Raw genomic sequence first — 20,662 nt, 5'->3', positions numbered from 1 at the left:
CCGCGGTTCTGGTGGCCACGGCGGAAGACGACCCGGCCGCCGATCTGGTCATCGGGCAGCTGAACCGGCGCGGGGTCCCCGTGGTGCGGATGGACCCCGGCTCCTTCCCCGAGCAGATCGGCCTCGCCGCCGAGTTCTGCTCCGAGGGGGTGGGCGGTGCGGCGCGCACGCGGTGGAGGGAAGCAAAGCTGGAGGGGGTGCGGTCGGTCTACTGGCGCCGCCCCTCGCCCTACACCGCTGCGCCGGGGTTGAGCGCCCAGGACGCCCAGTGGGTGGTCGACCAGTCCCGGTGGGGGTTCGGCGGCCTCCTGGCCTGCCTGCCCGGTGCGCTCTATGTGAACCACCCCTGGCGCAACCGCGACGCCGAGGCCAAGCCGCTCCAGCTCACTACCGCGGCGGCGTGCGGCCTGGACATCCCGCGCACCCTCATCACCAACGACCCCGGCCGCGCCCGCTCGTTCGCCCGCGCTCATGCGCCCGTGGTCTACAAGCCGCTGTGGCGCGGAGACTACCGCGCGCCGGACGGCACCGGGCGCACGGTCTGGGTGCGCGCGGTGGAGCCCGGTGACATCGGCGGGGAGGTGGCGGCGGCCGCGCACATGTTCCAGGCGGGCGTGGACAAGACCGCCGACGTCCGGTTGACCGTGGTGGGCGAGCAGATGTTCGCGGTGCGCATCGAGGGGGCTCCCGTGCTGGACTGGCGCGAGGCCTACGCCGACCTCGCCTATGCGCCCGTCCGTGTTCCCGGGGCCGTGGCCGCGGGGGTCCGCGCTTACCTGTCGGCGCTCGGGTTGGCGTTCGGCGCCTTTGATTTCGCGCTGCGCCGCGACGGGGCCTGGATCATGCTGGAATGCAATCCCAACGGGCAGTGGTCGTGGTTTCCTGACCGCTTCACCCTTCCCATCGCAAGGGCCCTGGCCGATCTGCTGGAGAAAGGCGAGCGATGACCACTACCGATGCCGGCGCCGAACTGCGCGCGCGCTTGGCCGGCGACCTCGCCGCGCAGGGCGTGCTGCGCTCGCCGGGGTGGCGGGCCGCGCTGGAGGCCGTCCCCCGCGAAGCCTTCCTCGGCGATGCCGTCTACCGGTTCGAAACCGACGGGGAACGGCCGGCGTGGACGCCCCTGCGGCGAGCGGAGACACCGGAGGAGGAGTGGCTGGAGCTGGCCTATGAGAACCGGACCTGGGTCACCCAGGTCGACGGTGTGGCCGCTTCCGACGCCGCGGGCCCGCGCTCCGGGGCCCCGACCTCCTCCTCGTCGCTGCCCTCCCTGGTGGTGGGGATGCTGGAGGACCTCGACGTGCGAAGCGGTCACCGGGTGCTGGAGGTGGCCACCGGGACCGGCTACTCCACCGCCCTGATGTGCCACCGGCTCGGCAGCGACCGGGTGGCCTCCATCGAGGTCGACCCCGGTGTCGCCGAGCGCGCCCGAACCGCCCTGCACGGGCTGGGCTATGAGCCCGGCCTTCGGGTGGGCGACGGCTTCGGCGGCGCCCCCGAGGGGGCCGACTACGACAGGATCATCGCGACCTGCGCGTTCCGCTACCTGCCGCCGCCCTGGCTCTCCCAGGTCGATGCCGGAGCCAAGATCCTGGTCACCCTGGCCGGGTGGGCGGGCGCCAACGCCCAGGTGCTGCTGGAGGTCGGTGAGGACGGCGCCGCGCAGGGGCGGTTTGTGCCCGGATACCGGTCCTTCATGATGGCCCGCTCCCACCAGGCCCCGCCGCACGGGCCCATATGGTTCCCGGCCGGCGCCGACGAGCGCCCGACCGAGGTCGGCGCCGACGTGCTGGAGGATTGGACGGGGGCGTTCGTCGTCCAGCTCGCCGCGCCCGGCGCGATCACCTACGGCATCGGGCCGCAGCGCGGGCTGCTGGACGTGGCCACCGGCGCCCATGCGCGGGTGCGGGCCGACGGCGCCGGGTGGAGGGTCGGCGAGGCCGGCCCGGTGCGGTTGTGGGGGGCGGTGGAGGAGGCCGTGGCGGCGTGGCGGGAGGCCGGTGCGCCCCATGTCTCGGCGTTCGGGATGACCGCCACCCGGTCCGGGCAGCGGGTGTGGCTGGGCGACCCCAGCGGGCCGAGCTGGAAGCTCCCGATCTGAGGGCCGGGCGAGTCCGCCCGGCCCTTCCGCCGCCTGAAGAGCACACCCCGGCAGATGGAGTGCTCCTCGACGAGGAAGGCGGTTCATGTCGGGGACTCGGGAAGCGGTGGGCGATGCAGAGCGGCCAGAGCGGTTTCCGCCCGGAAGGCCAGGTCGTCCCGGTTCGCCGCGCGGGCGGTTCGGAGGATGCGCTGGATCTGGTGCGGGAGCCGGTGGGCCACCGAGGCGGACAGGCCGCGCTCCAGCGCCTCTGCTCCGCCGGTCTCGTCTCCGGCCGCGAGGAGCACATGGCCGGTGGTGGCGGCCTCGATCGCCTCCCACTGCGGGGCCGGCGCCGACGCGCCGGCGGGGCGGGCGGCCAGATCGGCCGCCTCGCGCAGGCGGCCGGTGCAGGCCAGGCCGCGGATGCGGGCCTCCCGCACGGTGAAAGGGGTCAGCAGGATGCCGACCGGCTCCTCTCCGATGCTGCGGTCGGCCGCTTCGATCGCGGCATCGAAGGTGTCGGCGTCATCGTGCTCCCCGGCGGCCCGGGCCAGCAGGAACAGCGCCTGCCCGTGCTCGGCCCGGGACGCGGGCAGGGCCAGGGCCTGGGACAGGCGGGCGATGGCTGCCGCCGGGCGCCCTGCTTTGCGCAGCTCGTTTCCGTGCATCCGCAGCACGTGGGCGTGCAGCTCGGGCTCGTCGAGCTGCTCGGCCAGCACCAGGGCGCGCCCGGTCCAGCAGGCGGCCGCATGGAGCTGCTCCTCGGCCAGGAGGTGGCCCAGGCAGACCCCGAGCGCGGTGCGGGCGCGGGCCAGCAGGCCCACCATCGGGGCGTCCACCCGCCCTTCGGCCAGCAGGGCCTCCAGCCGGGCGGTGAGCGGCCACAGCTCCTCCGCGGCCTCGGTGGCGCGGCCGGAGCGGCGGGCGATGTCGGCCAGGCGGACGGTGGAGTCGCCGAACTGCAGCGCGGCGGCATGGTCGGTCTCGTCTGCGGTGATGCCCAGGGCGTGGGGCGGGATGCCCAGGCGGCGGGAGAGGTGGGCCAGCCCGGCCCGGTCGCTGATCCGGCGGCGGCCGCGTTCCAGCAGGCAGATGTAGGAGGGGTCATAGCCCAGGTGCTGGGCCAGCACCGCCTGGGAGAGGCCGGTGAGGCGGCGGTAGCAGGCCAGCATCGCCCCCGCCTCTCCGGAGGCCAGGGCCGCGCGGGCCTCGGGGCGCACCCAGATCCAGCGCGGCGCCCGCGTGCTCATCGGCTCACCGCTGCGGGTGGTCGAACCAGGCGGCGATGGAGCGCTTGTAGCCCTCGGGCATGTTCAGCCCTGCGATCTCGCCGCGGGTGAACAGGCCGGCCTCCTTGTGCTCCTCCGAGACCCGCAGGGGCGCGTCGGCGGTGGTGCGGCAGCCGTAGGTCACGATGAACACGTGCCGGTCGGCGGCGGGAATGTAGTAGACCCAGGAGTCCAGGATCGGCCCGGTCTGCGCGGCCCACCCGGTCTCCTCTGTGATCTCGCGGGCCAGGCATTCCTCGGGCGTCTCGCCGGGGTCGATCTTGCCGCCGGGCAGCTCCCACTCCTCGCGCTCGTTGCGCAGCAGCAGCACCTTGCCCTCGCGGATGAGGACGCCTTTGACCGAGACGGGGAACTGCGCGGGGGGCATGGGCAGGCTCGCTCTCTGTCCGGGGTGCTGTTGCGCGCACCGTAGCACCGCGTCCCGCACCGGGCAGGGCCATCGGGATTGACAGATCGTCACTGGCCTTACGGGGCCGCGCGGCCGGATCCTCAAGAACATGACCACGACGACCTCCCTCGACCTCGCTACCGCCGCGGAGGCGATAACGTCCCGGTTGCGCGAGACCGGGCTGGTGCGCTTCACCGCCCCCGCCGGCCGTGCGGCCTTCGCGTCCCTGGCCTCCTCCCTACTGGTGCCTGCCGGGCACCCCGACGCCGGGCCCGACGGCATCACCGAAGGGCGCCCCCGCCCGGACGGCGACCGCCCCGGCCGCACCGGGTTCACCCGTCAGGCTTTGCGCCTGCACACCGAACGCTCAGGCACCCCGGCCCCGCCGCACCTGCTGATGCTGCTGTGCGTGCACCCGGGCTCCTCTGGCGGGGAGACGGTGCTGGCCGACGGCGCCGGCGTCTTCGCCCACCTGGCCGAGCGCGCCCCGGCCGCGCTGGAGGCGCTGTCGGCGCGCGGGGCCGCTCATTTCGGCGGCGCCTGCGGGCACAGCGCCCCGGTCTTGGAGCGCGCTGCGGGCGGTAGGTGGAGCATCCGGCTGCGCCTGGACGGCCTGGCCAGCTTCTCCCCCCGCGCCCAGGCCCACCTCCCGGCGCTGACCGAGGCAGTCCAGGCCCACCCTTCCGCTCCCAGGCATTCCCCTCCTCTGTTCCCGTCTTCTCGACCTCGTGAAGGAGCCCGCGACTCAGTGGCTGCCGGGCGTCTTGGTCCTCTACCTCGCTTCGAGGCGCCATCGCCCTGGCGCACACCCCCGACCCCGCCCCCCTCGAGGGGGACGACGCCTGCTCCCCGGCCTGCCGGTGCGCACGCTCGCGGACGTCCCTCAAAACCGGTTGAAGTCGCCGCCACCAACATCTACTCTAGATTTTTAGGTCAAAAATCAACCCTAAAATAGGAGTACAGATGGACTTCAAGCTTCAGCCCGGGGAGACGGTCAAGCGAGCCAGGCTCCACGAGGACTACGGAGGCCGCCAGCAGGGCGGGATCGGCCCCTCCCGCCAGACCCCCAACATCTTCCTGTTCTCCGACCCCAGGAGCGGGCACCAGTACGGCTACTTCGACGGCTGGGGCGACGACGGCTGCTACCACTACGCCGGCGAGGGCCAGCAGGGCGACCAGACCATGACCCAGGGCAACCTGGCCATCCTCAACCACCGCGAAGACGGCCGGGCCTTGCGCCTCCTGGACGGCGCACGGGGCGAGGTGACCTACGTCGGAGAGTTCGAACTGGCCGCGGACAACCCCTGGTACCTCACCGACGCCCCGATGCGGGACAGCGACGAGATCCGCAGCGTCATCATGTTCCGCCTCACCCCCGTCGGAGGGACCCAGGACAAGCGGCCCCCCCTCCCCCAGACCCCCCACGACAAGTCCGAACTCATCGAGGTCGACGTCGAGCAGACTCACACCGAGCGCACCTACGTCAACCCGTCCCGGGAGCCCTACCAGGCAGAGCGGCGCGAATCCAAGCTCGTGCAGAGGTACCAGCGCCACCTCCTCCTCCAGGGGCACACCGTGGCCCGGCACAAGATCTCGCCGGTGAAGGAGCTCAAGCCGCTGTTTAGCGACCTCTACGACAAGACAGTCCACAAGTTGATCGAGGCCAAGGGCACCATCACCCGCGAGGCCGTCCGCATGGCCGTCGGCCAGCTCCTCGACTACCGCCGGTTCATCGAGCGCGACGGGCAGCGGCCCGCGCTCGCAGTCCTCCTGCCCAGCAGGCCCCGCCCCGATCTGCTCGACTACTGCGCGGATCTTGGGATCGAGGTGATCTGGGAAGAGGGCGACTCCTTCACCAGCACGGCCTGACCCGTACCCCCGCTAAAGAGCAGACCTCCGGGGAGGGCGCCCCCTTGGGCCCCCTCCCCGGCCCCTTGTCTGCCCCCAACGCAAAACACCGCTTCGGGTGGGGCGATGGGGCCAGGAGGTTCCGGTACCACCGGCGCACAGGGCAGCCAGGCCCAGCCGCGGCGATCCCACCGATGGGGTTCCCACAGCTCCGGGTCGGACCGGCCCTGTGCGGGGGACTTGGGCGATCACTGCTTCCAACAAGTGCCGGAAGACGCCCTGCCGCACCCAGCTGCGAAACCACCGCATCACCTTGTTGAAGTGTTGCCCCAGGCCGAGAGCGGGGTCGACGAATGAGGCCCGACCAGGGTCCACTGCCCACCGGAGAGATCTCCGGGGGGGGGAGACGCCCTTGAACAAGGCCGGCCCTCGGTGCGCAGGGGATCCAGCGGAGTGGTGATCTGGCCCCCAGACAGGACCCAAACCGCAACACGGGCTCGGCGAAAGGTCCCCATGGGGTGGGCATAGAACCTCGGTGCCCCTTCTTCGCGCCTGTGCGGCAGGAGGCCAGTTGGCGGGCAGCATGGTTCAGAGCAAACTCTCCGGGCACGTGAGCGGGGGGTTGGCGGCCCGCCCCTGCCCGGCATGGGCAGGACTTCCCCAGCGAGCCGAGGCCCTCGGCAGGCCTTGGTGCCATCCCCCCTGCGCAGCACGGCCCGGCTTCTCAATAGATACATTTGGCCACTTTCAGCCAATTTGTTGATCTACGGAAATGTCGGTGGCATGGTCGCCCAGAAGGAGGCGCCATGAGAGTTTCGGAATACTTCGGCATTGACAGAAAGCAGTCGGAGCTCGATTTCGTAGACGTTGACGTCATCAAAGATACACCCGTGTACATCGATCCATCCTGCATCCGCTGGCTTTCGGACGACTGGAGTGAACAGTGCAACATCATGCTGACAACCTACTTTGACAGCCTGCTGGACGCTGTCCGTCAGGGCGACAGGGAAAGAACTCTCGACCTCCTCGCAAAGTTGAGAGAGCCCAACGAAACGCACCTCGGAATTTCGAAAGGAAAATCCGCAGGGCGCGCCTTGGGGGCGAAATCAATAAGAACACTGGGGGACAAGCTCGCCGAGAGCAGGGCGGCACAGACCGGCCTAATCGAAGATCTCGAGGATACCGCACTCTTCATCGACGGCGTCGGAAGAGATGTGATATCCGACATCACGACAAATATCCTTCGGGGAACCCTCATAAATTACACCCAGAGCGTCTCCAGGTTCTACGACATCCCCACCGAGGAGGTTCCGAGCGGGTTCGTATGGGACCCCAGCAGGCAGGAGTGGGAGGAAGATTACACGGAGCTGCCTACATCGGAAAGCGGAAAGTTGCTCCTGGTCCCGAAAGTAATAGTCCGCAACGGACTACACCTGAAGAAGGACGAATTTCTCAGGAACTATCTAGTCCCGACTCTGATCGACGAAGAACTCGACAACCCATCGAGCAAGCTGGTCCAGACAGTCAAAGAAGGAGACAGAACCCTCAGAAAGGTGAACCCGGAAGACGTAATTGAGCACTACGGGATGTCCAAGGAGGACGTAAACCGCCTCAGCGTTGAACGCCCAGAGCTCGTCTTCAGGTACCGCGAAACCAAGAAAAAATCACGTTCGCTCCCCCTCGGGCACTCCGCCCTCGCTTCCGCAACAAACAGTGACGACATCGACTACGACGAGCTTCTCCGCGCAGTCATAGAAACCCCTACCGGATTCGACCACGCCCACGACTACCACGACCGGGTAGAGAGTCTGCTCTCAGCGCTCCTGTACCCGGAACTTTCTTTCCCAACAAAAGAGGAGAAGCTCCACAACGGGAGGAAGCGGGTTGATATCCAGTACACCAACACCTCCCAAAGAGGCTTCTTTTCCTGGCTGATAGACCACAGGATACCCAGCAGATACATCTTCGTAGAGTGCAAGAACTACGAACGTGACCTGGGGAACCCCGAGCTGGACCAGATCTCTTCCAGGTTCTCTCCGCTACGCGGAAAGGTGGGGTTGCTAGTATGCAGGGAATTCAAAGAAAAAGAGCTTTTCCTGAAGAGATGTCGAGACACGGCATTGGACCACAGAGGGTACATCATAGTGCTCGACGACTCAGATCTCGCCGTCCTGGTAGACGACGCAAAAAGAGCATCCACCCCTCCCAGAGAACGAAAGAAGCTGGGCATTAAAGGGGGCGAAAAGATATGGGAGTTCCCGAGGATCCGCGCTCGCTTCAATGACCTCGTCAGCTAGACCTTAAACACCATGTGATCGACTTCATGGCAGGGGTTCCAGCTTCAGGCGAGTTAGTAGCGTCGTTTCTTCAACGGCTCCTGCAGCAGGTCAGCAGGCTTTTCTGTCCTGAAGGTATAGGGCCATGGCTTCGCACTGATCCTGCAGTCCCATTCGGCGGCAGGAAGCTCTGGCAAGCAGGGTGTTTTCATTCTCGGAGTCGGCTGGCGTAACCACTGGTCAGGAGATTCCGAGAAGGTCGAGCGGGCGGATGAAACAGTCATAGCCCACCCACCGGTAAGTTGCGGGGATACTTGCGAACCCCAAGCCGGCCGGCAGGCCGATCGTGAGATCACGCAGCAGGGCCATGTTCTGCGGAGCGGCACCCATACGCGCACCCGCGAGGCGTCCTCACCGAAGCTCACATCTCGGATGTGGTGACATGCCTCGATGCGCCAGTGGCCGCGCACCGAAGCCGCCGGCCGGTCGGGCAGGCCATGAGTCCATGGTCGTGCAGGCCGGGCCTGGCCATGGTGACGAAGACGGTGGAGGGCCGAGGCGGTGATCTTCTTCGTGGCGACGCCGTCCATCCTCGCCGCGCTGCCGCCGAGAGCGTCCAGCCGCTGGTGGCTGCCATGGCGGTTTGGGTGGGTTACTTTTCAGGCTGCATGTTGCTAACATTCATGTTAGCAATGTTAATGTTAGTGTCACCTTGGAGGTCGCCGGGCATGGTGGATTTCGTAGGCCGTCGGCACGAGCTGGCGACGCTTGAGCGTGAACTGCGGAAGGTGGCGACAGGGGTCGGGAGAGAGCGACCCGGACGCTGCCTCATGCTGCGCGGTCGGCGCCGGGTGGGCAAGTCGCGGCTGGTCGAGCGGTTCGTGGAGCGCTCCAGGGTGCCGTTCCTGTTCTACGCGGCGACCGGTGCGTCCCTTGGGGACGATCTGGCGCGACTGGCCCGGGATGCCCAGGTGTCGACGCTGCCGTTGGCACGGCTCGTGGCCGCCGCGCGGCCGGAGAGCTGGGATGCCGCGTTCGATGTGCTGGCCGCAGCACTGCCCGACGACCGGGCGAGCGTGTTGGTCATGGACGAGGTGCCGTACCTGATGGATGCCGACGGCGCCTTTGAAGGGATGCTGCAGCGGGCCTGGGATCGGGCCCTTGAGACCAAGCCGGTACTGCTGGTCCTCATCGGCTCGGATCTGTCGATGATGGAGGCGCTGAACAGCTACGAGCGCCCCTTCCACCAACGCGGCCGGGAGATGGTGCTCGGGCCACTGAACCCCGCCGAGGTCGGCGGGATGCTGGGACTCGAGCCGGCGGAGGCCTTCGACGCCGCGCTGGTCACCGGTGGGCTGCCGCTGATCTGCGCGGAGTGGCAGCACGGGGCGGGGCTGTGGGACTTCCTCGAGGAGGCGCTGAACGATCCGGTCTCGGCGCTGCTGGTGTCGGCCGAACGCTCGCTGGCCGCGGAGTTCCCGCCCCAGGCCCAGGCCCGTACGGTGCTGGCGGCGATCGGCAGCGGCGAGCGGACCTTCACCAACATCGCCCGCGCGGCCGGTGGGATCGGCGCCACGCCGCTACAGCGCTCGCTGGAGCTGCTGGCGGACAAGCGGACCGTCGTCGGGGAACTGCCCGTGTCGCCGCGCCCGTCGAAGGACCGCCGCTACCGGGTGATGGATCCCTACCTGCGGTTCTGGCTGCACCTTCTCAGGCCCTCCATGGGGGAGATCGAGCGGGGGCGGGGTGATCTAGCCCTGTCACGGATCAGGGAGAACTGGACCAGCTGGCGCGGCCGGGCGATCGAGCCGCTCGTCCGCGAGGCGCTCGCCCGGATACTGCCCGACGATCAGTTGCCCGCAGCCCCGGCGGTGGGCGGCTACTGGACCCGTACCAACGACGTCGAGATCGACATTGTCGGGGCGGACCGCGCCCCCATCGCCAAGGAACTGCTGTTCGTCGGCTCCATCAAGTGGCTGGAGCAGTCGCCGTTCGACCGGCACGACCTGGCGGCCCTCCACCGGCACCGGGCCGCGCTCACCGGCGACCCCGTCCCGGTGGTGGCGGTCTCACGAAGCGGCACCGATGCTCCGGGACTCGACGCCGCCTATGGCCCCGGCGATCTGCTGGCCGCGTGGCCGCAATGACACCAGCCGCAAGGCGGCGCAGTGAGCACGCGCTCGCCATCGCGGATTCCCGCTCGTCGCGTTCGCGAAGCCTCCGTATGGCAGTGGCGCAGGCTCTGCGCACCACCTGTCGCGAGAGTCGGTGATTGCACGGGATCGGCTACGTCGTCCGAACGCACCGCTTCAGTGGTGTCTACGAACCGCTCGACGACGACGGGACACCCCTGGCGACCACGGACCGGGTGCCCCGGGCGGAACATGACCTGCTCCGCCCGGGAGGAGGTCGCCGCCGCCCTGGGCGAGGCCGCGGCCGGCCGGATCCGGCTGCGCCGCGTCTTCGGCCCCCGGGCCGCGGCCCTGGCCGCCGTGCTGGAAGCCCTGGGGCGCGCCGACCGCGGCCGCCGCGACCCCGACACCGCCCCGGCCCGCCCCGACCGGGCCCCCGACGGCCGCACCGGCGCCCTGGTCGCAGAGGTTCCCAGTTACGCCGCCGACGACCCCTACCAGCTGCGGCGGCGCCTGCGTGAGCTGGGCGGCCCGGCCGCGCTGCTGCGCCCTTATGCCCCCGGGGCGGACGACCCGCTGGCCATGGGCCCGCTGGAGCACCTGAGCGCCCGCTACGCCTCCCGCGCCGGGCGGGAGGCCGCCGAGGCCTGGCGGGCGCGGCTGCAGCCCCTGCCCGCCCGGGAGGCGGTGCTGGCCGCGCGCACCGACCCCGCTGCCGACGCGCCCACCCGCCTGGCCGGCCTGGAGGAAGCCGACTGGGTCGGCGCCTCCATTCTGGGGTGAACGAACCGCTTGGGAAGCTGCTCCAGACCCTGGAGCCAGGCGGCACGAATCGAGACCTCTCTGACGCCCCAGAGGAACCGGACATGCAGGCGCGCCGGGCCGAACTGCGCGCCGCCGTGACGGACGCAAGAGCTTCTCCTGACGCGACTACCGCGATCTGTTGGTCGTCGCCCCAGCAGCCCGACGGCCCGATCGTGCCCATCTGGGACAACCTGAACGTTCACAAGGCCGCCAGCCTGCGGGAGTTCGCCGACTCCCGGGACTGGCCGACCATCTATTACCTGCCGCCCTACGCACCCGACCTCAACCCCGTCGAAGGGATCTGGCCACTGCTGCAGCGTGGCCAGCTCTCCCATGTCACCTTCAGCACCCCTGAACACCTCGTCCAGTGCATCCGACGCGGCTTACGGCACATCCAGTACCACAGTGACCTCATAGACAGCTGCCTCACCAAGGCCGACCTGACCATCAAACCCACCTGAGTAACCCAGCGACATCATGAGTTCAACCTCAGCAGGCGCTTCAACCCCGCCAGGAACGACGCCTAAACTTGCAGAAGTTCCGAAGTCAAGGGCTACATGGTCTAAGATCCTTCTCATGTCAGCTCTCTCCCCCCTCAACCGGGCCTTCAATAAAATCCCGAAGCGCGCAGAAAAGCAGGAAAGCCTTCAACTGCACGAAACGTTCGTCGACTCGGGGGTAGTAGACGTAATAGATACTGTAGATCATCAAGTGATCTACGGCCGCCGAGGCACTGGGAAAACACATGCCCTCAGCTACCTTGGCTCCGAAGCAGCCTCCCGTGGCGACATTTCTCTGTACATCGACTTGCGTACGATCGGCTCGTCTGGAAGTTTGCTCGACCAAGAGTCGGCCTCTATCAACGAACGTGCCGCCCGCTTGCTTGTAGACCTCCTCGGTCAACTGCACGAATCCATGCTGAATGCAGTACTTGAAGATAATGCCCTAATGGAAGATCCTCTTTTCATAGAGAGGGCAGACCACCTCCTAGCCGCAATCACATCAGTCAGGATTGTTGGCTCCGTTGAAAAGACAGATGAATCAGAGACAAAAATTGGAACTAATGCAAACGCTTCAGCCAGCGCGTCCCTTTCCTTTAAAGGGTCGGGGTTTTCGGCACAAGCAGGAGTGAGTGAAGCGTCTGAAGAGCGTGGCATCCGATCCGAAACCCGCACGGGAACCGAACAAACCAGCCTAAATTTCACCGATGTAGCGAAGGCCCTTCGCGAACTGGGGACGGCCATTTCGAGTCGGCGTGTTTGGCTACTTCTTGATGAGTGGATCAGCATACCCAGAGACCTTCAGCCCTATTTGGCGCATTTCTTGACGCGGTGCATCCTCCCTGTTCAAAAATTCACCGTTAAGATTGCAGCTATTGAACAGCAGTCAAACTTCAGGGCGCAGGTTGATGGAAAAACAATCGGCATTGAACTCGGCGCAGACATGGGTGCGCACGTAAACCTCGATGATTTCCTAGTCTACGAGGGCAATGAAGGTCGCGCTCGATCATTCTTTCGAGGCCTTTTTAGCAAGCATGTCCAAAGCATCAAAGCTACCATGCCCCAGCTGGCACCGTCACTCCCATCTGGGGATCCCATATCCCCTGGGTTCATCGATAAGCGAGCATTCGACGAGCTGGTTCGGGCCGCCGAAGGAGTGCCTAGGGATGCTCTTTACATTGCAGCAAAGGCGGCCATGAAAGCCGGACAAGAGAAAATATCCGTCCCTCTAATCCGAGACGCAACTCGCGATTGGTACCACGGGGACAAAATGAACGGAATTACAAGCCTAGCCCAGGGCCGCCATCTTCTTGAATGGATCATCTCCGAGGTGATTCGAGGGAAGCGGGCGCGGGCATTCCTTGTTAAGCCTTCCGAGTCTCGCAATGAATTGCTTCTCGCTCTTTTTGATGCGCGCGTTCTTCACATCCTTCGCCGCGGCTACTCCGCCCAGGATCAGCCTGGAGAGCGCTATGATATTTGGGGAATCGATTACGGCGCTTACGTTGATCTACTTAAAACCAACAGTGCACCACTCGGAATGCTTCCATTCGACGACCTTGAAGAGGGGAATAACTACATTGATATCGATGTTCCCCTGCAAGATCATCGAGCTATCCGCCGAGCAATTCTAGACCTTGACGACTTCTACAGATCTAACCCCTAGTCAGCACTTTCACCTATTCGGAATCTACTATTCGGGCCATAGGCGTCACATTGTCATATGGCGTGTGCCGCTGCCCTGGGCCTACGCCGAGGAGGCCCAGGGCAGCGCCCGCCCCGCCATCGACCCTGGCCACCTGAACGTCCACCTGGCCCGCCACCTGCGCTGGGTTCTCCAGTGGGCGCCGAACATCGACGCCGAACTGACCGGGCAGGTGCTCGACCTGGTGCCGCGTGTGCTGGCCGCTCTGCCCGCGGCTCGGTGATCATCCTCGAAGGAATGCCCGGCGCGGGAAAAACGAGCCTGCTGGGACGCCTCCTGGGCAAGGAAGCGGTCGTCTTCCCCGATGCCCAGCCCGATCCGGCCGCCTCCTGGCCGGCGGTCGGCGGGCCGCTGGCCGAGGCCCGCCGCGCCGTTGAAGACCCCCGGGAGCGGGAGCGCTTCACCGAGTGGTTCGATCCCGGCTTCCTGGACGCCTACGCCGCCTTCTGGGAGGACCCCGCATCCTGGGCGCCGCCCGGAGCCGCCGTACATGTGGTCGACGGCACCGGCGCGGCCACCGAAGCCGTGGCCGACACCGCGGGAATCACCCCAGCGCCCTTCACAGGCCCACCCGGGGCGGTGCTGGCCTGCACGAGGGCCTGCGGCGCGCCCCGCTCCCCCGCCGTCGGTGTGGGCAGGACGCGCATGCAGCTGACCGCCCGTTCCCTGCACCGCGCCGACGGCACCACAAAAACGGCGTGCCTGCGCCGAGCCGCAGCCGTGGCCGCCTGCTGGCTCTAGGGGGTGTATCGAAAGTGGCGACGGTTCGCTGCTCCTCGAAAAGATCAGTCGCAGTGATACTCACGAAAGTTGCGGACTCTGGGCCGTGTCGTGGGCCAGGTCGGCCAGTCGTTCCGCGTCGGGGGTGCCGGGTTCGGCCGACCAGAGTACGAGTTGCTGTTCTGGTGCGCCGGCGTAGCGGAAGGTGTCCCAGTCGAGGGTGAGTTCGCCGACGCGGGAGTGGGTGATGCGTTTGCTGCCGAAGTCCTGGTGCGCGACGCGGTGCTCGGCCCACCAGACCCGGAATTGCTGATCGGCGACGGCCAGCTCGCCCACCAGGGCTGTGAGGGCTGGATCCGTCGGATTCGTTCCGGCTTCCATCCGCAGGACTTCGACGCAGGTGCGGGCCACGTCCTCCCAGTCCGGGTAGATGTCGCGCATCACCGGGTCGGTGAAGACCATGCGGACGTAGTTGCGCTCGGGCTCGGGCACGGCCGAGAAGTCGCATAGCAGCTGTGCTGCCAGTGGGTTCCAGGCGAGGATGTCGAGGCGTGGGCCGAAGACGATGCCGGGGGTACCGGTGAGCTGGCCGAGCAGCCGGGTCAGGTGCGGGTGCACTTTGGGGCGCGGGGACCGGCGCGGCGTCTTGCGGTGTCCGGCGCGCGCGGCCTGGTCGACCAGTCCTTCCACGTACGTCCTCTGGTCGGCGTCCAGGCGTAGTTCCCGCGCGAGGGACTCGAGTACCGGCGGTGACGGTGCCAGTCGGCCCTGCTCGATGCGTACGTAGTAGTCGGTGCTGATGGTGGCGAGCTCAGCCACTTCTTCGCGGCGCAGTCCCCGCACGCGGCGCTGGGTGTGGGTGCGCTCGGGAAGCCCGACCTGCCCCGGTGTGAGTTCACCACGGCGATGCTTGAGGAACTCACCGAGCTCACGAAGATGCGCGGAATCGACCATTCCTCCAGCATGGCACCGAGGGAAAAGCTCTGCCTGGGAGAGATCCTTCCTAGGAAGCAGCCCGACCTTCCCGGGCCCCGGCCGTCGGCCGGACAGTGGACACAGGCCCGCAGATCGCCGGCCGGCACTGATTCCCCCAGGAGCAGAACATGAGGACCGACGTCCGATTCCCCACCAACGGCCTGCAGCTCGCCGGCCACCTCTACCTTCCCGAGGACAGCGACGGCCCGCTCGCCGCCATCGTCATCGGCCACCAGACGACCGGGGTCAAGGAACAGTCCCCGGCGGTGTACGCCACACGCCTGGTCAAGGAAGGCTTCGCCGTCCTGACCTTCGACGCCGCATTCCAGGGCGAATCCGAGGGCATGCCCCGCGGCCTGGAGGACCCCTTCCAGCGCGCCGAGGACTTCCGCGCGGCGGTCTCCTACCTCACCACCCGCCCCGAGATCGACTCCGACCGCATCGGCGTGATGGGCGTGTGCGGCTCCGGAGCCTACGTGCCCTACGCCGCCCAGACCGACCACCGGATGAAGGCCGTGGCCGGCGTCTCCGGGACGGACGTCCCCAGCTTCTTCCGCGGTGCCGACCCCGAGGGCTGGCAGCAGATGGTGGAGAACTCCGGAAACCTCCGCAACGCCGAGGCCGCCGGCGAGCCCGCGGCGACGTTCGCCGTGCTCCCGGAAACGGCCGACGCCGACACCCCCGCCCCGACGGCCGAGTTCGTCGACTACTACAAGACGCCCCGCGGCAGGCACCCGCGCTCCACGGGAGACGTGGTCGTGCGCAGCGCGGACCTCCTCGACCAGTTCGACTCCTTCGCCGACGTCGCCAAGATCGCGCCTCGCCCGCTGCTCATGATCGCCGGTACCGAGGCGGTGACCCGCGGGTTCTCGGAGAAGGCCGTCGCCGACAGCCCCGGCAACGCCGAACTGTTCCTCGTCGACGGCGCCACCCACGTCGACCTGTACGACCGCGACGAGTACGTGACTCCCGCCGTCGCCAAGCTGGCCGAGTTCTTCAGCAAGCACCTCGGCTGAGCCGGCAAGCGTGAGCGGTCATCCAGCGGACGCCTCGTCCGCGCTGCGGGTAGATCCCCCTTGGTCAGGGTGGGACGTCCCCGGCGAGAGTCAGGCGCCCGAGTGTCGCGAAGGTGCTGGTCACAGCCACTCTCCGATGGCTGCGACCAGCACCACGGCCTCGTAGCGAACGGCAAGCTTGTCGTATCTCGTGGCGACCGCGCGATGTCTCTTGAGGCGGTTGATCCCGCACTCGACCGCATGGCGCTCGCGGTAGTCGGCCGGGTCGAAATGTGGCGGCCGGCCGCCACGGGAGCCGAGTTTTCGTCGGTTGCGTGCCTGGTCGGCCTTGTCCGGGATGGTGCAGCGGATCCCACGGCGGCGCAGATAGGCCCGGTTCTTGCGGGAGGCGTACGCCTTGTCGGCCCGCACGCGATCGGGCCGGACGCGTGGCCGGCCCGGCCCGAGGCGGGGAACGCGAACCTTCCTCAGCACGGGTTCGAACTGCGGTGAGTCCCCGCGCTGTCCCGCCGTGATCACAATTGCCATGGGCTTCTGGCCCTGCTCGACGGCCAGGTGCAGCTTGGTGGTGAACCCGCCCCGCGAACGTCCCAGCCCATGATCACGGGGCTCGGTGAAGACGCCGCCCGGCGGTTCCTTCTGCAGGTCACCCTGCTTGCGGGCCCTGGCCGCATGCTGGTGGGCGCGGCAGACCGTGGAGTCGACATTCAGATCCCACGTGATCGCCCCCTTCGCCTCCGCCAGGGCCTGGAGCCAGCTGAGGATCCGGTGCCATGTGCCGTTGCGCTGCCACCGGCGGAACAGGTCGTAGACCCGGCCCCACGGCCCGTACTCGACCGGGACGTCCCGCCACGGAACACCGGTCCGAACCCGGAACCGTATGCCGTCGATCAACCGCCGCCGAGGCCAGACGGGCGGCCGCCCCGCCCTGGCGCCCTTCGGCAACAACGGCTCCAGCACCGCCCACTGCTCGTCCGTGAGATCTCCCCGACCCATGAACCACGATCATTCACAGCCCAAGATCACTTTCGACACACGGCCTAACCGACCTCGCGCAGCGCGGCCGCCAGCGGCCCGACCGCCGCCGGGCCCACGATCACCTGGAACGAGATGTCCTCGCGCAGTCCCAGCACCGCCGGGTGCGCGCGCAGCGCCTGCTCATCGACCGCGCCGCGGTCGGCCAGCTCAAGGCGGAGCCGGGTCACGCAGTGCTCCACGGCCACCAGGTTGGCCGCCCCGCCCAGGGCCTCGGCCAGCTCCGCGACCGCTGCCCGGACCTTCTCCGGCCTCATCGCGCCCCCCACAGATAGCGTTCGACGTCGATCTCGGCGAAGGCGACGTGCTCGGCGTCGTCCCAGTACGCCTTACCGACCACGTGGGCCAGCAGGGAGCGCAGCCGCAGCAGCAAGTCCAGGAAGGTTCCCGGGCGCCGCCAAGCAGTCCAGGACGCCGGGTCGGCGGTCTCCATATGCGCCAGGTGTCCGTCAAAGGCGTTGCGCCAGGAGAGCAGGTCCTCGAAGGCCACTTCCTCGGCGCCGTCGGTTGTAGCCCGCTCCAGGGCGGTGCGGATGGTGTTGGCGGTCCCGGCCAGTCCTGCTGTCCAGGCCGCTGGTGCCTGGGCTGCAGGCTCGGCGGCCAGTTCGGCCAGCAGCCGGCGGCTGAGCGCCGCGTCCACGGGGCCCCGCACTGCGGTCACCTCCATGCCTCCTCCCCTGCGGTACGGCGTCGTGCAGCCCATCCGGTCGGCGCGGCTTTCAGGGAGAGCAGGATGCTCGCAGCCGGGCGGCGTCATCCTGATCCTGGCCCCGGGAGTGGAGGTCGCGCTCACCGGCCCCGACGCGGGGGCCTATCCGACCCGGCTGTCCGAGGCACTGGCCGGCGCCCGCACGGCGATGAGCCGCACCGCGCAACAGCGCTTGCCGACCGTCCCCTTCTGCCACCGCTCCGGCCTGCTCATCGAAACCGGTGAGCAGGAAGAAGCCGCACTGCGTGCCGCCTACGCCCTGGATCCCGCCGGTGGTGTCCGGGGGCGGCCGGCCGCGGTGGTCCGGGACGAGCTCGATCCCGCCGCCGCGGAGAGCGGTTGGTGGGCGAGGACCCGCGTGGTGTGAAGACCGCCGCCCGCTCCGGCCGACTCCCTTCCCCGCCGGGGCGGGCGGCACCCCCCTCCTCCTGTTGCCGCAGGGGCGCGGTCCTGCGGCGCCCGCAGGTGGTGCGGAAGTGCACCCGCAGCGCCGCATCTCCTCCGCCTACGGCCAGGACACGAATCAGCATGCCTGTCCGTAGTGCTTGTCGGCCGGTATCCTCCCGGTGTCCTCTGCTTCAGGAGCCGATCCTCGTCCAAGCTCGCATTGCTCCAGGCGGAACGTTGACGCCGACCCTTGAAGCAGGAGCCCGCCCCCACCCCCGGCTCAGGAAGTCCAGCGCATGCGCACCCTCGACGTAGCCAGCGCCGACGGCGTCCCGCTCGACGCGGTCCTGCACTCTTCCAAAGGAGACCGCTCGAAGGGCACCGTCGTCCAGGCTCACGGCATCACTGTCGACAAGGACGAGGGCGGCATGTTCGTCCGCTTGGCCGACACCCTGTCCGACAAGGGATTCAACGTCGTTCGGTTCTCCTACCGGGGACACGGAAAGAGCGGTGGGACGCCCCGCGGTGTGACCGTCGCCGGCGAGATGCTGGACCTCCAGTCGGTCATCGAGCACGCTCTGGGCGCTTGGCACGAACCGCTCTCCGTTTTGGCCGCGAGCTTCGGGGCCGTGTCCTCCTCACTCCTGCTTCCTGTACTCGGTGACCGGATCGACTCCCTCGTCCTGTGGAACCCCGTACTCGATCTGGAGCACACCTTCCTCAACCCAGAGCTCCCCTGGGGAGTGGAGAACTTCAGTCCTGGCCAACAGCGGGAGTTGGACACCAGCGGTCAGTTGTTGATCGACGGTGAGTTTCCCCTCAGCCCGATCATGTGGCGCGAGTTCAGCCTGTACGACCCCCTCGGTACCTACACGTCATCCCGTATTCCCTCGCTCGTGGTCCACGGAGACCAGGACGGCTACGTGTCCTACGACATCGCCAGGGCCGCTGCCTCCGCTCGGGCCCACACGGATTTCCACACGGTGCAGGGGTCCGACCATGGTTTCGACTCGACCGAGCGAGAGGACGAGGCGATTCGGGTCTCGGTGGACTGGCTCGACACGCGGGCGCGTGCGGTGGCCCGGATGTGGGCGGGGAAGGCCCGGTAGGCCCGCGGCGAGGGGGAGGTGTTGCGCTTGCGCTCGCGCCAGACGGTGGTGCGGTCGCGGCCCAGCCGGGCGGCGATCGCGGCGTTGCTCTCGCCATTGGTGACCCCGACCAGGATCTCCTCACGCTCGGTGATCGTCAGCCGTTTGCCCGGCACCCTTCATCCCCCTTCGTCCCGGCCCGTGTTGCAACACAAACTAGAATCCACCCCCTGCCCCGTGAAGCTCTCCGGTGCCGCAGCGGTGGCGCTGCTGCTCGCGGCCGGATGCTCCGCCGACACCACCGGCACCATCTCCCACGACCAGGACCTGGAACGCTTCCTGCTGGAAGAGCAGGACTTCCCCGGCGACTACACCCTGGAGACGGTCAACCCGGCAGAGGTCGACAGCAGCGGCGACAGCACCAGCGGCTACCGCGACGTCGAGCCGGCCCAGTGCGCACAGGTGATGGACCAGGAGACCTACCAGGTGCCCGAGGAGTACCTGGCCGCCGCCGCCCAGACGGCCACCCCGCCCGACGGCGAGCACCCCGACGCCCCGTTCTACACGGTGATGGTGATGACCGGGGCCGACGAGGCCGACCCCGGATTCGACTTCGGCCGCGACATCGCCGAGAACCAGTCGGTCGCCTTCACCCTGGCCGACATGGCCACCCGGATCGACGCCTCCCGCCTGCTGGTCTGGCGCGCCGCCTGGATGGCCCGCAACGACAAGGACTTCGCCCAGGCCGAAGGGTCGATGAGCAAGCTCTTCGCCAGCGAGACCGCGACCTGGACGACCCAGAACGCCCTGCGCATCCTCGGCGGCAACGGCTACACCCGCGAATACCCGGTGGAGCGCTGGCACCGCGACGCCACCATCTTCACCATCTTCGAGGGCGCGAGCGAGATCCAGCGCCTGATCATCGGCCGCGCCGTCACCGGCCTGCCGGTGAAGTGACGTTCCCGCATGTCAGCGCGGGCGTTCTGCAAGCCTGTCCGCCCCTCTCCGAAGAGGGGAACCAGGGAAGAGGACATGAGAACCTACTGACCTCTACTCGGATTTACCGCGTGTTCCCGGATGGGTGTTACCGCTTCTGTTGCCGGTAACACCGGCATGGTGAAGGGGCGGGCGCACCCGCCCGCCCCTTCCATTGCGGTCACGGTACGGCCCTTCGCCTGGGGGCACAGCTGCGCGAAGTTCGCACCGGTACCAGGAACGTTCCTGGTGAACCGCGTGCCGCTACGAGGTTGACGCCGCCGTGTGCGCGGCCCACTCCCGGATCGTCTGCCGGGACTCGGGGCTGAGGTCGGTGGCGCCGAGTTCGCCGGGGGCGATCCAGCGGTGGCCGGTGTGCTCGCCGGACAGGACGACCGGCGAGCCGTTCCAGGCCAGGCCGAAGGTGTACTGGCGGGCCGGGCGGCCGCTACCGGAAACGTAGTCGAAGGAGGCGGTGAAGCCCGCGTCGGGCTCGACCGGCCCCGACCACCCGACCTCCTCGGCGAGTTCGCGGGCCAGCGCCTCCATAAGGGACTCACCGGCCTCGACGCCGCCGGAGGGCAGCTCCTCGATGCCGGGCAGGAAGTCGTCGCTGAGGGAGCGGCGCAGGATGAGGACGCGGCCGCGGTCGTGGACGACGGCGCCGACCACGAGCTTGGCAATCCGGTCGCGCTCGGCGCCGTCGACGAGGCTCTGGAGATCCATGTGGCG

Annotated in this window: 21 protein-coding genes and 2 pseudogenes; 15 read left to right on the top strand and 8 right to left on the bottom strand. The window is 68.1% G+C overall.

The genetic code is table 11. The annotated features are described in order from the left end of the window. Positions 1–11 precede the first annotated feature (11 nt). Positions 12–947: an ATP-grasp ribosomal peptide maturase gene (tgmB, locus tag J0910_RS30765; RefSeq protein WP_420162276.1), complete on the top strand. Its 936-nt coding sequence runs from the start codon at positions 12–14 to the stop codon at positions 945–947. Continuing rightward, positions 944–2,101, top strand: coding sequence for an ATP-grasp peptide maturase system methyltransferase (tgmC, locus tag J0910_RS30760; protein ID WP_420162275.1), 1,158 nt, complete (start codon positions 944–946; stop codon positions 2,099–2,101). The genes tgmB and tgmC overlap by 4 nt, the downstream gene beginning before the upstream one ends. A gap of 83 nt (positions 2,102–2,184) precedes the next feature. Here the strand turns inward: tgmC and J0910_RS30755 are convergent, their stop codons facing one another. Together J0910_RS30755 and J0910_RS30750 are read right to left on the bottom strand one after the other, a co-directional pair. Next, positions 2,185–3,333 (bottom strand): helix-turn-helix domain-containing protein, encoded by a 1,149-nt coding sequence (locus J0910_RS30755; protein WP_420162274.1) that lies wholly within the window; start codon positions 3,331–3,333, stop codon positions 2,185–2,187. A gap of 4 nt (positions 3,334–3,337) precedes the next feature. Next, on the bottom strand, positions 3,338–3,739 hold the full coding sequence (locus J0910_RS30750) for an NUDIX hydrolase (RefSeq protein WP_420162273.1): 402 nt from the start codon (positions 3,737–3,739) through the stop codon (positions 3,338–3,340). Positions 3,740–3,869: 130 nt separating this feature from the next. Between J0910_RS30750 and J0910_RS30745 the strand changes: the two genes are divergently transcribed. From J0910_RS30745 to J0910_RS30705, 9 genes are all read left to right on the top strand, one after another. Further along, the gene (locus tag J0910_RS30745) at positions 3,870–4,715 is read left to right on the top strand and encodes a TauD/TfdA family dioxygenase (RefSeq protein WP_420162272.1); all 846 of its coding nucleotides are present in this window, start codon (positions 3,870–3,872) and stop codon (positions 4,713–4,715) included. 8 nt (positions 4,716–4,723) lie between these two features. Further along, positions 4,724–5,629: an SRA domain-containing endonuclease gene (locus J0910_RS30740; protein ID WP_420162271.1), complete on the top strand. Its 906-nt coding sequence runs from the start codon at positions 4,724–4,726 to the stop codon at positions 5,627–5,629. Positions 5,630–6,414: 785 nt separating this feature from the next. Then, positions 6,415–7,905 carry a hypothetical protein gene (locus J0910_RS30735; RefSeq protein WP_420162270.1) on the top strand — a complete coding sequence of 497 codons (1,491 nt, stop codon included), beginning with the start codon at positions 6,415–6,417 and terminating at the stop codon, positions 7,903–7,905. 707 nt (positions 7,906–8,612) lie between these two features. Then, on the top strand, positions 8,613–10,031 hold the full coding sequence (locus J0910_RS30730; protein WP_420162269.1) for an ATP-binding protein: 1,419 nt from the start codon (positions 8,613–8,615) through the stop codon (positions 10,029–10,031). A gap of 237 nt (positions 10,032–10,268) precedes the next feature. Beyond that, complete coding sequence (locus J0910_RS30725) at positions 10,269–10,799, top strand: hypothetical protein (RefSeq protein ID WP_420162268.1); 531 nt, start codon at positions 10,269–10,271, stop codon at positions 10,797–10,799. Further along, on the top strand, positions 10,796–11,281 hold the full coding sequence (locus tag J0910_RS30720) for a transposase (RefSeq protein ID WP_420162267.1): 486 nt from the start codon (positions 10,796–10,798) through the stop codon (positions 11,279–11,281). Before J0910_RS30725 ends, J0910_RS30720 begins: the two co-directional genes overlap by 4 nt. Before the next feature lie 115 nt (positions 11,282–11,396). Beyond that, positions 11,397–12,986: a P-loop NTPase family protein gene (locus J0910_RS30715; protein WP_420162266.1), complete on the top strand. Its 1,590-nt coding sequence runs from the start codon at positions 11,397–11,399 to the stop codon at positions 12,984–12,986. A 64-nt stretch (positions 12,987–13,050) separates the two neighbouring features. Next, positions 13,051–13,248 carry a hypothetical protein gene (locus J0910_RS30710; RefSeq protein WP_420162265.1) on the top strand — a complete coding sequence of 66 codons (198 nt, stop codon included), beginning with the start codon at positions 13,051–13,053 and terminating at the stop codon, positions 13,246–13,248. Positions 13,249–13,262: 14 nt separating this feature from the next. Next, positions 13,263–13,766 (top strand): hypothetical protein, encoded by a 504-nt coding sequence (locus tag J0910_RS30705; protein ID WP_420162264.1) that lies wholly within the window; start codon positions 13,263–13,265, stop codon positions 13,764–13,766. Positions 13,767–13,826: 60 nt separating this feature from the next. Here the strand turns inward: J0910_RS30705 and J0910_RS30700 are convergent, their stop codons facing one another. Continuing rightward, positions 13,827–14,699, bottom strand: a complete 873-nt coding sequence (locus J0910_RS30700) for a helix-turn-helix domain-containing protein (RefSeq protein ID WP_420162263.1) — start codon at positions 14,697–14,699, stop codon at positions 13,827–13,829. 149 nt (positions 14,700–14,848) lie between these two features. Between J0910_RS30700 and J0910_RS30695 the strand changes: the two genes are divergently transcribed. After that, a complete protein-coding gene (locus J0910_RS30695) occupies positions 14,849–15,736 on the top strand; it encodes an alpha/beta hydrolase (RefSeq protein ID WP_420162262.1) in 888 nt (295 codons plus the stop codon). A 120-nt stretch (positions 15,737–15,856) separates the two neighbouring features. Here the strand turns inward: J0910_RS30695 and J0910_RS30690 are convergent, their stop codons facing one another. Genes J0910_RS30690 through J0910_RS30680 form a run of 3 tightly spaced genes read right to left on the bottom strand, consistent with a single transcriptional unit; the run spans position 15,857 to position 17,432 of the window. Beyond that, positions 15,857–16,732: an IS5 family transposase gene (locus J0910_RS30690; RefSeq protein ID WP_420162261.1), complete on the bottom strand. Its 876-nt coding sequence runs from the start codon at positions 16,730–16,732 to the stop codon at positions 15,857–15,859. A 44-nt stretch (positions 16,733–16,776) separates the two neighbouring features. Beyond that, on the bottom strand, positions 16,777–17,028 hold the full coding sequence (locus J0910_RS30685; RefSeq protein WP_420162260.1) for a PTS transporter subunit EIIB: 252 nt from the start codon (positions 17,026–17,028) through the stop codon (positions 16,777–16,779). Next, positions 17,025–17,432, bottom strand: coding sequence for a hypothetical protein (locus tag J0910_RS30680; RefSeq protein ID WP_420162259.1), 408 nt, complete (start codon positions 17,430–17,432; stop codon positions 17,025–17,027). The genes J0910_RS30685 and J0910_RS30680 overlap by 4 nt, the downstream gene beginning before the upstream one ends. Positions 17,433–17,436: 4 nt before the next feature. Between J0910_RS30680 and J0910_RS30675 the strand changes: the two genes are divergently transcribed. Next, entirely contained in the window at positions 17,437–17,847 is a 411-nt protein-coding gene (locus J0910_RS30675; protein WP_420162258.1) for a hypothetical protein, read from the top strand. Between the two features lie 316 nt (positions 17,848–18,163). Then, positions 18,164–18,976, top strand: a complete 813-nt coding sequence (locus tag J0910_RS30670; RefSeq protein WP_420162257.1) for an alpha/beta hydrolase family protein — start codon at positions 18,164–18,166, stop codon at positions 18,974–18,976. A gap of 32 nt (positions 18,977–19,008) precedes the next feature. On the opposite strand, the pseudogene J0910_RS30665 reads toward J0910_RS30670, so the two are convergent. After that, positions 19,009–19,131 (bottom strand): annotated as a pseudogene (locus J0910_RS30665) (helix-turn-helix domain-containing protein); the annotation flags it as partial. A gap of 436 nt (positions 19,132–19,567) precedes the next feature. Here J0910_RS30665 and J0910_RS30660 point away from each other — a divergent pair. Next, positions 19,568–19,912 (top strand): annotated as a pseudogene (locus J0910_RS30660) (acyl-CoA dehydrogenase family protein); the annotation flags it as partial. Positions 19,913–20,194: 282 nt separating this feature from the next. Here J0910_RS30660 and J0910_RS30655 read toward each other — a convergent pair. Continuing rightward, positions 20,195–20,656 carry an NUDIX domain-containing protein gene (locus J0910_RS30655; RefSeq protein WP_420162256.1) on the bottom strand — a complete coding sequence of 154 codons (462 nt, stop codon included), beginning with the start codon at positions 20,654–20,656 and terminating at the stop codon, positions 20,195–20,197. Positions 20,657–20,662: the final 6 nt, after the last annotated feature.

The sequence above is a fragment of the Nocardiopsis oceanisediminis genome (genome assembly GCF_048595525.1).
In the GTDB taxonomy this organism is placed as follows: Bacteria; Actinomycetota; Actinomycetes; order Streptosporangiales; family Streptosporangiaceae; genus Nocardiopsis_A; species Nocardiopsis_A oceanisediminis.
Note: the sequence above shows the minus strand (reverse complement) of the source record. Positions and strands in the feature narration are given on the sequence as shown.